At 56.6% G+C, this 12876-nt stretch carries 12 protein-coding genes and 1 pseudogene; 5 read left to right on the top strand and 8 right to left on the bottom strand.

The window, feature by feature from the left end; genetic code table 11:
* Positions 1-3 precede the first annotated feature (3 nt).
* On the top strand, positions 4-492 hold the full coding sequence (locus B9Z43_RS10495; RefSeq protein WP_108325183.1) for a hypothetical protein: 489 nt from the start codon (positions 4-6) through the stop codon (positions 490-492).
* A gap of 50 nt (positions 493-542) precedes the next feature.
* On the opposite strand, the gene dusA is transcribed toward B9Z43_RS10495, so the two are convergent.
* The 4 genes and pseudogenes from dusA to phaC form a co-directional block, all read right to left on the bottom strand.
* On the bottom strand, positions 543-1559 hold the full coding sequence (dusA, locus tag B9Z43_RS10490) for a tRNA dihydrouridine(20/20a) synthase DusA (RefSeq protein WP_108325591.1): 1017 nt from the start codon (positions 1557-1559) through the stop codon (positions 543-545).
* Between the two features lie 89 nt (positions 1560-1648).
* On the bottom strand, positions 1649-2386 hold the full coding sequence (gene phbB / locus B9Z43_RS10485; RefSeq protein WP_108325181.1) for an acetoacetyl-CoA reductase: 738 nt from the start codon (positions 2384-2386) through the stop codon (positions 1649-1651).
* Between the two features lie 118 nt (positions 2387-2504).
* Complete coding sequence (locus B9Z43_RS10480) at positions 2505-3686, bottom strand: acetyl-CoA C-acetyltransferase (protein WP_108325179.1); 1182 nt, start codon at positions 3684-3686, stop codon at positions 2505-2507.
* A gap of 24 nt (positions 3687-3710) precedes the next feature.
* Positions 3711-5429, bottom strand: a pseudogene (gene phaC / locus B9Z43_RS10475) (class I poly(R)-hydroxyalkanoic acid synthase).
* Positions 5430-5519: 90 nt separating this feature from the next.
* Between phaC and B9Z43_RS10470 the strand changes: the two are divergent.
* Positions 5520-5828, top strand: coding sequence for a hypothetical protein (locus tag B9Z43_RS10470; RefSeq protein WP_108325177.1), 309 nt, complete (start codon positions 5520-5522; stop codon positions 5826-5828).
* Here the strand turns inward: B9Z43_RS10470 and pgeF are convergent.
* Entirely contained in the window at positions 5745-6467 is a 723-nt protein-coding gene (pgeF, locus tag B9Z43_RS10465; protein ID WP_108325589.1) for a peptidoglycan editing factor PgeF, read from the bottom strand. The genes B9Z43_RS10470 and pgeF overlap by 84 nt on opposite strands.
* A gap of 215 nt (positions 6468-6682) precedes the next feature.
* On the opposite strand from pgeF, the gene aat reads away from it, so the two are divergent.
* The 3 genes from aat to B9Z43_RS10450 are packed head-to-tail and all read left to right on the top strand — an operon-like array spanning position 6683 to position 9012.
* Positions 6683-7450: a leucyl/phenylalanyl-tRNA--protein transferase gene (aat, locus tag B9Z43_RS10460; protein ID WP_108325175.1), complete on the top strand. Its 768-nt coding sequence runs from the start codon at positions 6683-6685 to the stop codon at positions 7448-7450.
* Positions 7447-8190: an arginyltransferase gene (locus B9Z43_RS10455; protein ID WP_108325173.1), complete on the top strand. Its 744-nt coding sequence runs from the start codon at positions 7447-7449 to the stop codon at positions 8188-8190. The genes aat and B9Z43_RS10455 overlap by 4 nt, the downstream gene beginning before the upstream one ends.
* Positions 8191-8232: 42 nt before the next feature.
* Entirely contained in the window at positions 8233-9012 is a 780-nt protein-coding gene (locus B9Z43_RS10450) for an IclR family transcriptional regulator (RefSeq protein WP_108325171.1), read from the top strand.
* Between the two features lie 74 nt (positions 9013-9086).
* Here the strand turns inward: B9Z43_RS10450 and pbpG are convergent, their stop codons facing one another.
* The 3 genes from pbpG to pssA form a co-directional block, all read right to left on the bottom strand.
* Positions 9087-10094, bottom strand: a complete 1008-nt coding sequence (gene pbpG / locus B9Z43_RS10445) for a D-alanyl-D-alanine endopeptidase (RefSeq protein WP_108325169.1) — start codon at positions 10092-10094, stop codon at positions 9087-9089.
* 188 nt (positions 10095-10282) lie between these two features.
* Positions 10283-11821 carry a 2-isopropylmalate synthase gene (locus B9Z43_RS10440; protein ID WP_108325166.1) on the bottom strand — a complete coding sequence of 513 codons (1539 nt, stop codon included), beginning with the start codon at positions 11819-11821 and terminating at the stop codon, positions 10283-10285.
* A gap of 196 nt (positions 11822-12017) precedes the next feature.
* Positions 12018-12833 carry a CDP-diacylglycerol--serine O-phosphatidyltransferase gene (gene pssA / locus B9Z43_RS10435; RefSeq protein ID WP_108325586.1) on the bottom strand — a complete coding sequence of 272 codons (816 nt, stop codon included), beginning with the start codon at positions 12831-12833 and terminating at the stop codon, positions 12018-12020.
* Positions 12834-12876: the final 43 nt, after the last annotated feature.

Raw genomic sequence — 12876 nt, 5'->3', positions numbered from 1 at the left:
GCCATGATCAACCCACTGAACAACTACTTCAGCGCGGAAAAGCAAGAAAGCGTGATCTTCATCACCGTGGGCCTGGTGGCCATTGGTGTAAGCGCTTGGCTTTGGATGAACGGGCATCGGCTCAAATCCATGGCCTACCCGCTGGTCGTCATTGCGCTGATGCAAATGGTGGTGGGCGTGTCGATCTATCTGCGCACTGACCATCAGATCGCCACCCTGAGCGCGCAGCTGCAGCAGGAACCTGCGGCGCTGAAGGCCCAGGAAATTCCACGCATGCAGACGGTCATGAAAAACTTTTCGATCTACAAGGCGGTCGAAATGGTTCTGCTGATCCTCGGGCTGGGCCTGCTTGCCTTTTGGCAGCGCCACGACCTGGCAGCCGGGATCGGTATCGGCTTGGTCTTGCAGGCCGCTTTGACGCTGACGCTGGATATCTTTGCAGAGACGCGAGGATCCATTTATTTATCTGCCCTGCACGCCTTGCCCGGCTGATGCATCAGGTTTAGGGCAAGGGGCATGGCCCTGCGGCCCGTGTCGCTCGTTCAGTCGGTGACCACCGCACCCCGCGCCAAGGCGGCACGCGCCAGCTGCCAGACTTCGCGCGGGGGCAAAGGCTTGAGCTTGTGGTCGCTCCAGACCTGTCGCCACAAACGCCCACCGCGCTGGCCGTGGTACAGCCCCAACATGTGTCGGGCAATGGCATACCAAGGGCAGCCGTCTTCGGCAAAGGCACGTTCCATGTACGCGACCATCGCCTCTTCCACCGCTTCGCGGCTGGGCACCTCATGGTTATCGCCGTAAAACTCCGCATCCCAGGTGCTGAGCAGCCAAGGGTTGTAATAGGCCTCGCGGCCGATCATCACGCCGTCGGCGTGCTGCAAATGGGCAGCGATCTCGGCGTTGGTCTTGATGCCACCGTTCACGGCAATCGTCAGACTGGGGAAATCTTGTTTGAGCTGGTAGGCCAGTTCGTAGCGCAGCGGTGGGATCTCGCGATTTTCTTTCGGCGACAGGCCATCGAGCCAGGCGTTGCGGGCGTGCACGATAAAAACCTTGCAACCGGCCTCGCTCACGGTGCCCACAAAGTCGCGCACGAAGTCGTAGCTTTCGATCTTGTCGATGCCAATGCGGTGCTTCACCGTCACGGGCACATCCACCACATCCAGCATGGCCTTGACGCCATCGGCCACGGTGCGCGGCTCGTTCATCAAGCAGGCACCGAAAGCACCGCGCTGCACACGGTCTGAGGGACAGCCGCAGTTGAGGTTGATCTCGTCATAGCCCCATTCCTGCCCCAGCTTGGCGGCATGGGCCAGATCGGCCGCATCGCTGCCACCCAGCTGCAGGGCCACGGGGTGTTCTTCGGCATTGAAGCGCAGGTGCCGCTGCACACTGCCGTGGCGCAAGGCGCCGGTGGTCACCATCTCGGTGTAGAGCAAGGTGTGGCGCGTCAACAGACGGTGCAAAAAGCGGCAATGGCGATCTGTCCAATCCATCATCGGCGCAACAGACAAGCGCCAGGGATTGAAAGACGGGGTCGGCGAGGTAACTTCAGACATGGTGCCGATTATCCCAGCCGCCAAGGACCACACCGGCAGAAACAACAAACCCCGCCGAAGCGGGGTTTGAAACAGGCCGTCGAAACGACTCAACCCATGTGCAAACCACCGTTGACGGCAAAGTCGGCACCTGTGGTGTAACCGCCGTCTTCGCTGGCCATCCAAGCGATGATGGAGGCGATTTCGCTGGGCTTGCCCAAACGCTTGACGGGCACAGTGGCCACGATCTTTTCCAGCACGTCAGGACGGATGGCGTTGACCATGTCGGTGCCGATGTAACCCGGCGACACGGTGTTGACCGTCACGCCCTTGGTGGCCATCTCTTGGGCCAAGGCCATGGAGAAACCGTGCATACCGGCTTTGGCGGCCGAGTAGTTGGTTTGACCGGCTTGGCCTTTTTCGCCGTTGACCGAGCTGATGTTGATGATGCGGCCCCAGCCTTTTTCGACCATGTCGGCAACCACTTGCTTGGTCACGTTGAACATGGAGTCCAGGTTGGTGTTCATCACGGCTTGCCAGTCTTCACGGGTCATCTTCAGGAACATGCGGTCCTTGGTGATACCGGCGTTGTTGACCAGCACGTCAATGGGGCCGTGCTCAGCCTTGGCTTTGCTGAAAGCTTCGACGGTGGAATCCCAGTCACCGACGTTGCCAACCGATGCGTAGAACGTGAAGCCCAGGGCTTTTTGTTCGTCCAGCCATTTGGCGTAGTCACGGGTCGGGCCGCAGCCGGCGATGACCTTGAAGCCCTCTTGGTGAAGGCGCTGGCAAATTGCGGTTCCGATACCGCCCATGCCACCTGTGACGTAAGCTACTTTTTGACTCATGTTTGTCTCCTGGTTATGAGTGAAGTGAAATCAATGAAGCCCGCTCAAAAAGCGCATGGTTGGCAACCCTATACAGCTGGGCAGTGCGCCAACCAACGCAACTTGAGCGTGCAGGGTTTTAAACGCGCTCGACCGCCAGGGACACGCCCATGCCACCACCGATGCACAGGGCAGCCAGACCTTTCTTGGCATTGCTGCGCTGCATTTCGTGCAGCAAAGTCACCAAGATGCGGCAACCAGACGCGCCAATGGGGTGGCCAATGGCGATCGCGCCGCCGTTGACGTTGACCTTGGCGGGATCGATGTCCAGCGCCTGGTTCACAGCGCAAGCTTGTGCGGCAAAGGCTTCGTTCAACTCGAACAGGTCCACGTCTTGGGCTTTCCAGCCCGCGCGGGCCAGCGCCTTTTGCGAAGCAGGCACAGGGCCCATGCCCATGGTGGCAGGATCGAGGCCGGATGTGCCGAAGGCGGCAATGCGGGCCAAGGGCTTGAGGCCCAAGGCAGCAGCCTTCTTGGCCGTCATGACCATCACGGCGGCAGCGCCGTCGTTGATGCCCGAGGCATTGCCTGCGGTGACGCTACCGGCCTTGTCAAACGCGGGGCGCAGACCGGCCAGCACTTCTTCGCTGGTTTTCTTGTTGATGAATTCGTCGGTGTTGAACACCAGGGCATCGCCCTTGCGCTGAGGGATCAGCACGTCAACGATTTCATCCTTGAACTTGCCCGCTTCTTGAGCGGCCGCTGCCTTGCGCTGGCTGCCTGCGGCCAGGGCGTCTTGCATTTCACGGGTGATGCCGTGGGCCTTGGCCACGTTTTCAGCGGTGATGCCCATGTGGTACTGGTTGTACACGTCCCACAGGCCGTCCACGATCATGGTGTCGGTCATTTTCCAGTCGCCCATGCGTTGGCCGTCGCGGCTGCCATTCAAAACGTGTGGGCTGGCGCTCATGTTTTCTTGGCCACCAGCGATGACGATTTCGCTGTCGCCCCAGGCCACGGCTTGCGCGGCCAGCATGACGGCCTTCAGGCCCGAGCCGCACACGGCGTTGATGGTCAGAGCCGGGGTTTCTTTGGCGACACCGGCTTTCATCATGGCTTGGCGGGCGGGGTTTTGGCCTACGCCTGCGGCCAGCACCTGGCCCATGATGACTTCACCGATGGCGTCCACGGGCAAACCGCTGCGCTCGAGCAAGCTCTTGATGACGATGCTGCCCAGCTCGGTGGCCGGGGTTTTGGCGAGCGAGCCGCCAAACTTGCCCACGGCGGTGCGGGCGGCTGCAACGATGACGATGTCTTCCATTTTTGTCTCCAATAAAAAAACGAATCAGGCCTTGGCCTTGACGTAACGGCCCGGAGCCGCTTCGATGGCTTTGAACTTGCTGGCTTTGCCGTAGGTTTTGGGCGCTGCAATTTGCTTGCCTGCATGGCCTTTGAGTCAGTCCGACCAGTCGGTCCACCAGCTGCCTGGCTGCTCTTTGGCGTTGGCAATCCAATCGTTCACGTCCGACGGGAATTTGCTTCCCTCGCTCAACCAGTGGCTGCGCTTTTTGGCAGCTGGCGGGTTGATGACGCCGGCAATATGACCGGATGCGCCCATCACAAAACGCTTCTTGCCCGGCAGCACTTGCGTGCTGGCGTAGGCGCCACCGATGGGCACGATGTGGTCTTCACGCGAGCCGTAGATGTAGACCGGCATGTCCACTTTGCCCAGGTCAATGGCTTCACCGCATACCTTGACCTTGCGGGGCTTGACCAGGTTGTTTTCCAAATAGGTGTTGCGCAGGTACCAAGCGTAAAACGGACCGGGCAAGTTGGTCGAGTCGCTGTTCCAGTACAACAAGTCAAATGGCGGCGGCGTTTCGCCCTTGAGGTAGTTACCCACCACATAGTTCCAGACCAGATCATTCGGACGCAGGAAGCTGAAGGTGGATGCCAGGTCCTGGCCCTTGAGCAGGCCGCCCTGGCCCATCTGCATTTCACGGAACTTGACGAAGTTGTCGTCAATGAACACATCCAGAATGCCGGTGTCGGTGAAATTGATCAGCGTGGTCAGGAAGGTGGCGCTGGCCACCGGCTTTTCGCCCCGCGCAGCCAGCACGGCCAGCGCGGTCGACAAGATGGTGCCGCCCACGCAAAAGCCCAGTGCATTGATCTTGGGTGCGCCGGTGATGTCTTGCACCGTCGCGATGGCTTTGATCGCGGCGTGCTCGATGTAGTCGTCCCAAGTCTTGTCCTGCATGGACTCATCGGGGTTGCGCCAGCTGACCACAAAGGTGCGGTGACCTTGACTGACCGCATAGCGGATCAAGGAGTTCTCGGGTTGCAAGTCGAGGATGTAGAACTTGTTGATGCAAGGCGGGATCAGCAAGAAAGGCTTTTCATAGACCTTGGCCGTCAGCGGTTTGTATTCGATCAGCTGGAAGAACTCGTTTTCAAAAACCACAGCGCCTTCGGTGGTCGCCACGTTTTTGCCCACTTCGAACAGGCTCTCGTCGGTCATTGACACATGGCCTTGCTGCATGTCGTGCATCAGGTTCTGCACGCCCTTGGCGATGCTCTCGCCTTTGGTTTCGACGGCTTTCTTTTGCGCCTCGGCGTTGAAGGCCAAAAAGTTGCTGGGGGCGGCGGCAGCAACCCATTGCTCGATGGCAAAACGGATGCGGGTGCGTGTTTTTTCGTCGGCGTCGACCGCATCGGCCAAGCCCATCAAGGTACGGGCATTGAGCAAATACGTGGCCGCATTGAAAGCGGCCACGGGATTGGACATCCAGGCATCGCCCGAGAAGCGGCGGTCTTTGACCTGCAAGCTGTTGTGCAGGCTTTGGTTCCACAGCTCAGAAGCATCTTTGAAATACTGACCTTGCAAGGTCTGGAGCTTTTCAGGCGAAAATTTCAGGGCTGGCACAGCGGCGTCGGCACCCGGTTTCAAGCCGCCCAGGTCGATGGTCTGAAAATGCTGCATGGCCTGGCCCCAGCTTTTGGACAGGTTCTGCTGAAAGCCTTCGGACATTTGGGTCCAGAATTCGGGGGAAGAAGCGTTCATCATGTCTCCTGAAATTACCGTATTTATTGACTTCTACTGGTTCCAGTATCTGTCAACTTGATGTCTCCTAAATTACAACCCGAGAACAAAATGTATTTGATCGTCATCGCATGGCTGTATGTCACGCTGCTCATGGCATTGGCCGAAGCCTTTAGTTCACAGGGCAGTGTGTTGGGCGCCATCATCACTTTCCTCTTGTATGGCCTGCTGCCCATGTCACTGGTCGTCTACTTGTGGGGCACGCCTTTACGCCGCAAAGCAATTCGCAGACAAGAACAAGAACAGGCCACCCATGCGCAGAGCACCACATCGGCATCACCGCTCCAGCCAAATGCAAGCAGCCATGCGACCGGATTGCCCGAGGAGGCGGCTGTCACGCCGATGAGAGAAAAACCGTGAGGCTTGGCTGACGGTACACCATGCGGCCTGGCTGTCGTTGCCATAAATCCGGGTGATGCCCATGCCCTGCAGGCGCTGGCGGGCCAATCCAGCCAGATCGGCCAGATATTTGCCCTCTGTGTGAGGCACAAAACAAGCGTCTGCTCGCGGGTCTGCATCGCAAAACGCAGCGTGAACTTCTGCGCCAACTTCAAACGCCTGCGGCCCGATGCAAGGCCCAAGCCAAACCAGGACATCGGCGTGCCCCTTGGGGCCTGGCGGCACACCTGCGAGCAAATTCTCCAACACGCCTGCACCGCCCTGCCCGGCCAAACCACGCCAACCTGCGTGCGCTGCTGCCACCCAAGTGCCTTGTGTATCGCAAAACAAGACCGGCAAACAATCGGCCACCATGATGGTGCAGGCCACATCCGCCGTTGTCGCCAGGCAGGCATCGGCTACCGTGCCATCTGCCGTCAATTGATCCAGCGCCACACAGTGGGTACCATGGACTTGTTGCAGGAAAACAGGGCGCCGCTGCAAAGCAGCTTGCAAACGGGATCGGTTGACAGCGACGGTATCGGGTCGATCTCCGACATGGTCGCCCAAGTTCAGGCTGTCATAAGGCGCGGTGGACACCCCACCGTGGCGGTCTGTCATCACCGCACTGACATGGGCGGGGGCTGGCCACTCGGGTTGCAGCCAGGTCGCAGAAAAGTCAGGTTTCAACAAAAGGCACTCCTCAACACCCGGCGCGCGTCATGCACCGGGGCATCCAACATCACCTCACTTCATGCGCTCCAGCATAAACCGAAATGGGTCAGGCTCCGGCCTGTGTTCGGGGCAGGTGGCCACATTTATTGTGTAATCCAGCCATGCCCAGACCAGCACCATCTCCCGAACTCCCATGGGTCAAGGACTCAGAACCCTTGCCGCCTGTGCACTTGGCCTGGGGCGCCAACTCGCCCGCCCCCGGACTGTTGGCGGCTGGCCAGGATCTGACGGCTGCCCGCTTGCTGGAAGCTTATGGCCACGGCATTTTCCCGTGGTTCAGTCCAGGTCAACCGGTGCTCTGGTGGAGCCCTGACCCACGGATGGTCTTGCCTGCGCACCGATTTCGGTTTCACCGCTCATTGCGGCAAAGCCTCAAGCGCAGCTTGCTGAATCCGGCATTTGAGCTGTGCTTTGACCGTGATTTTGCGCAAGTGATAGAGCGCTGCGCGAAGGCGCCTCGCGCCGGACAAAACGGCACCTGGATCGTGCCCGAGATGATCGCGGCCTACAAAAACTTGCACCGTCAAGGTCATGCCCACAGCGCAGAAGTCTGGATCGACGGAGAACTGGTGGCAGGCCTTTATTTCGTCGCACTGGGTCATGCAGTGTTCGGGGAATCGATGTTCACCACCATCACCGATGGCTCCAAATTCGCACTGGCGAGTCTGGTCAGCGTGTGCCTTGAGCACGGTATCCCCCTGATCGACTGCCAACAAAACACAGGCCACCTGGCCTCCATGGGGGCGCATGAGATCCCCAGGGCGGACTTTGTGCACACCGTGACACAAGCGAGGCAACAAAGGGACATCGATTGGGCCCGCCAATCCCTATACTGGGATGCATTGATGGCCATCGACAACCCGGCGTGACACACCTGAACGACCTTCCCTTGCAGGCCTTGCAGTTTTATGCAACGGCGCCCTACGAATGCAGCTATTTGCCGCAACGCATGGCACGCTCGCAAGTGGCCACGCCCAGTCACCTGATTCAAAATGAGGTCTACTCAGAGCTGGTAGACCAAGGCTTTCGCCGCAGCGGGATGTTCACCTACCGCCCCTACTGCGACGGCTGTAACGCCTGCATGCCTTTGCGAGTTCGTGTGAAAGATTTCAAACCCGATCGCAGTCAAAGGCGTGCGCAACAACAACATCGGCATCTTCAAACCCGTGTGCTGGATCTGCAGTTTGATCCCGAACATTACGCTTTGTACTTGCGTTACCAAACCGCCCGCCACGTCGGTGGTGGCATGGACCAAGACAGCATCGATCAATACAGTCAATTTCTGTTGCAAAGCCGCGTCAATTCACGCATTGTCGAATTTCGTGAACCCGGGACCGATGGCACAAATGGCACCTTGAAAATGGTCAGCATCGTGGACGTCTTGAACCAGGGCCTGTCTGCGGTCTACACCTTCTATGAGCCTGAAGACAAAGCCAGCTATGGCACCTATGGCGTACTTTGGCAAATTGAACAAGCGGCCCAATTGGCTCTGCCCTACGTTTACCTGGGTTACTGGATCGACCACAGTCCAAAAATGAAATACAAATCACGCTTTCACCCCTGCGAGATACGGGTCGACGGACAATGGCAGCCCTTCATGCCTGCTTGATTATTTTTCACAGTATAAAATCAGCCCTCTCTGCTGAACCCCATGAAAAAAGAACACGTCCTCGCTCCTTCCCCCACGATCCAGGTGATTGAACGCATGTTCTCGCTGATCGATGTGCTCGCATCGCGCGAAGAAGCCATCTCGCTCAAAGAGATCAGCGAAAAAACCGGCCTTCACCCCTCCACAGCGCACCGCATCCTGAACGATTTGGCCACCGGACGTTTCGTGGACCGCCCCGAAGCGGGCAACTACCGACTGGGCATGCGGCTTCTGGAATTGGGCAACCTGGTCAAAGGTCGTCTGAATGTGCGAGATGCAGCTCTGGCACCCATGCGCGAGCTGCACAAGCTGATCCAGCAACCCGTGAACCTGAGCATGCGGCAAGGCGACGAGATCGTCTACATCGAGCGGGCTTACAGCGAACGCTCTGGCATGCAGGTGGTGCGCGCCATTGGTGGCAGAGCGCCCTTGCACTTGACCTCAGTGGGCAAACTTTTCTTGGCAGCAGACGACCCTTTGCGTGTACGCTCTTATGCCACCCGTACCGGCCTGTCAGGTCAGACACGCAACAGCATCACGCAATTGCAAGTACTGGAACGCGAACTGTCGCGCGTCAAGCAATACGGCATCGCGCGTGACAACGAAGAACTGGAAATGGGTGTGCGCTGCATTGCCGCAGGGATCTACGATGACCAAGGCAAATTGCTTGCGGGTCTCTCGATCTCCGCTCCAGCTGATCGGCTCGATGAAAGCTGGCTGCCCAAATTGCAAACAACTGCACGCGAAATCTCAACAACCCTCGGATATAGCGAAAGCCTTTGAGTTGCTGCTACCCACTTTGCCACGAAAAAGGCCACCTTGCGGCGGCCTTTTAGCTTTGCGAATGTCCAAATAAATCAACTGGGCATCTGATCGGACAATGCTACATGCTTGCTGCTGATAGACAAGGCTGAAGACTTCTCTACCCAGCGCCGAACACGCTCTGCATCGGCAATACGACTGAGTTTGCCTGCGGAATCGAGAAACACCATGATCAACTTTCGCCCCGAAACCTGCGCCTGCATCACAAGACATTGACCTGCTTCATTGATGAAACCCGTTTTTTGGATACCAATGTCCCACTGTGGGCTTTTAACAAGTCGGTTGGTATTGTTGTACTGCAAGGTTCGGTGCCCCACAGCAATTTCACGGCCATGCGATGTCGACAGCTCACGCAACACGGGTTCTTTGTATGCAGCGCCGACCAAGGTCGCCAAGTCGTGTGCACTGGACTGATTATTGCTAGACAAACCGGTGGGCTCCACGTAGCGGGTATCTTTCATACCAAGCGATTTGGCACGACCATTCATTCGAGCAACAAAAGCATCGAGGCCACCAGGAAACGTACGACCCAAAGCGTGTGCAGCACGGTTCTCACTTGACATGAGGGCCAAATGCAACAAATCGCCACGGCTAAGAACAGTGCCAACGGCCAAGCGTGAAGAACTGCCCTTTTCGGTATCTACATCGGCCTGAGTGATCATGACCATTTCAGACATGGGCAACTGAGCTTCGGAAATCACAAGTCCCGTCATCAGCTTGGTCAATGACGCAATGGGTAAAACGGCTTGGTCGTTCTTGCTCAGCAACACTTCTCGGGTATCCTGATCAATCACCAAGGCCACACTGGAGCGCAAATCCAGTGGATCGGATGAAGCGTGCAAACCCGCTTTTTGCCCAAATGAAACACGCAAGGGGACTGCCGCAACGGCCGCGAATTGGGTCGTGCGTTTAGCCAACTTGACCGCAGCTGATGTTTTTTTCTTGCTGCTTTTGAGTGTCTTGTGTGTCACCTCTTTTCGTTGCTTGGCTTCGGCAAAATCTGGCGCAAGCAAAAAAGCACCTACAAGTCCAGCGGTCATCATCGTGATGAATCGCCGCGACCACAGGTTGGAAACAGAAGAAATTACAGTTGAATTCAGGCGCATTGCGTTATTTTGAAAAGCATTCACATTGAATATACCATCAGAGTCTACTGAAATAAAAAAAGTCACGCAAGAACAATAACTTGCGTGACTTTTATGAAGTTAAATAATACCAATTAAGGATTACATCAACCCTGAGCGGCCACCCGATCAGCTTTGCTCTGAAGCTTGTTGAGTGCGCTGAGGTAAGCCTTGGCAGAAGCGACTACGATGTCCGGATCAGAACCAACACCGTTAACCACACGACCGCTGTTTTGCAAGCGCACCGTCACCTCGCCCTGGCTTTCGGTCGAGCCGCTGATAGCGTTGACCGAATAAAGCACCATTTCAGCGCCACTTTTGACAATCGACTCGATGGCTTTGAGTGATGCATCAACGGGTCCATTTCCATCCGAATTGCCACGGACCTCTTTACCCCCCACAGTGAACACCACCGCCGAATGCGGACGCTCACCGGTTTCACTGTGTTGCGACATGGAAACAAAACCAAACTGCTCCTTGTCTGCTGTGACACTCTCATCGCTGACCAAAGCCAGAATGTCTTCGTCGAAAATTTCACTCTTTCGGTCAGCCAACTCCTTGAACTTGGCAAAAGCATTGTTGATTTCTGTTTCGCTCTCCAAGATCACGCCCAAATCTTGCAAACGCTGCTTGAATGCATTGCGGCCACTCAGTTTGCCGAGCACGATTTTGTTGGCGGACCAACCGACATCCTCTGCACGCATAATTTCGTAAGTGTCGCGGGCCTTGAGCACCCCATCTTGATGAATACCGGATGCATGTGCAAAGGCGTTCGCGCCCACCACGGCCTTGTTGGGCTGAACCACGAAGCCCGTGGTCTGGCTGACCATACGGCTAGCAGCCACGATGTGGCTGGTGTCGATACCGATGTCCAAACCGAAGTAATCGCGACGGGTTTTGACCGCCATGACCACTTCTTCGAGCGAGCAATTGCCTGCGCGCTCGCCCAGACCGTTGATCGTGCACTCGACTTGGCGAGCACCACCAATTTTGACACCCGCCAAAGAGTTCGCCACGGCCATGCCCAAATCATTGTGGCAATGGACCGACCAAATGGCTTTGTCGGAGTTAGGAATGCGTTCGCGCAAAGTTTTGATGAATTGACCGTACAACTCCGGTACGGCGTAACCCACTGTATCGGGCACGTTGATGGTCGTGGCGCCTTCTGCGATCACCGCTTCGAGGACACTGCACAAAAAGTCCATATCACTGCGGTACCCATCTTCTGGACTGAACTCGATATCACCCACCAAATTGCGAGCGAAACGCACCGACTGCTTGGCCTGCTCAAAGACTTGGTCAGGGGTCATACGCAACTTCTTTTCCATGTGCAATGGCGATGTTGCAATGAAGGTGTGAATTCGGCCACTGTTCGCACCTTTGAGCGCCTCTGCCGCTCGCGCGATGTCGCGGTCATTGGCGCGCGACAGAGAACAAATTGTCGAGTCTTTGATCGTATTGGCGATGGCCTGAACAGCTTCAAAATCTCCGTTCGAGCTGGCGGCAAAACCAGCTTCGATCACATCCACGCGCAGACGCTCGAGTTGACGCGCAATGCGCAGCTTCTCATCACGGGTCATGGATGCGCCTGGCGACTGCTCGCCGTCACGCAAAGTGGTGTCAAAAATAATCAATTTGTCAGACATATTCGCTCCTGGTCAATAACCGCAAATCCATGCACCAATGCAAAAGGCCCGTTGCGGATGGCATACGGGCCTTTGAGGACAATGTTCGCGTGCGCTACACATCCCGCCCGTGAGGCGTTAGCAGTAGTGCCAGCAAAAATTTGTTCATGCATTCACTTTATCACAGAAAAATCAGCCTCTTGTCATGGACAAGACATCACTGATGAAGACCCCGCTCCTCGGGTTCATCGGTCGAGGTGCTGATCATGCTGGCTGGCTGGCCTTTGGCCTTTCGCCAGACATAAATGGCATATCCGCTCAGGCCGTAACCCACAAAGATGGCGAACAGCACGGTAGGCGGATCGATGTTCACGACCGCGATGCCCAGCGCCACCAACACCAGCGAAACAAAGGGCACCGTCTTTTTCATGTGCATGTCTTTGAAACTGTAAAACGGCACATTGGTCACCATGGTCAAGCCTGAGAAAAGGGCCACAGCAAACATCCACCAAGCCACACTCTGGGGATCAACAGCGTTTTCCATCATGATCCAGATGAACCCGGTGACCAAGGCTGCAGCGGCTGGTGAAGGCAAACCCTGGAAATAGCGTTTATCGACCACCGCCGTGTTCACATTGAAGCGCGCCAAGCGCAGTGCTGCACAGGCGCAGTAAACAAACGCGGCAATCCACCCCCAGCGTCCCAGGCTTTTAAGGCACCAGACATAGGCGATCAACGCAGGCGCTGCACCGAACGACACCATGTCAGATAAGGAGTCCATTTGCTCACCAAACGCGCTTTGGGTATTGGTCATGCGGGCAACTCGGCCATCCAAGCTATCGAGCACCATAGCGCACAAGATGCCAACAGTGGCCAAATCAAAGCGTCCATTCATGGCCATGACAATGGCATAAAAACCGCCAAACAAGGCAGCCAAGGTGATCATGTTGGGCAACATGTAGATGCCTTTGGATGGCTTGCGAGAAGACGCCATGATTTCAGCGTCATCAAATTTATCGGTATCGTTGTTCATCATCCATTCCTGTCAGAGGCTGGTCGAGCAAGGCGCCAGGTCA

Source organism: Limnohabitans sp. MMS-10A-192 (assembly GCF_003063335.1).
In the GTDB taxonomy this organism is placed as follows: domain Bacteria; phylum Pseudomonadota; class Gammaproteobacteria; order Burkholderiales; family Burkholderiaceae_C; genus Limnohabitans_A.
This window is presented reverse-complemented; position numbering and strand designations above follow the sequence as displayed.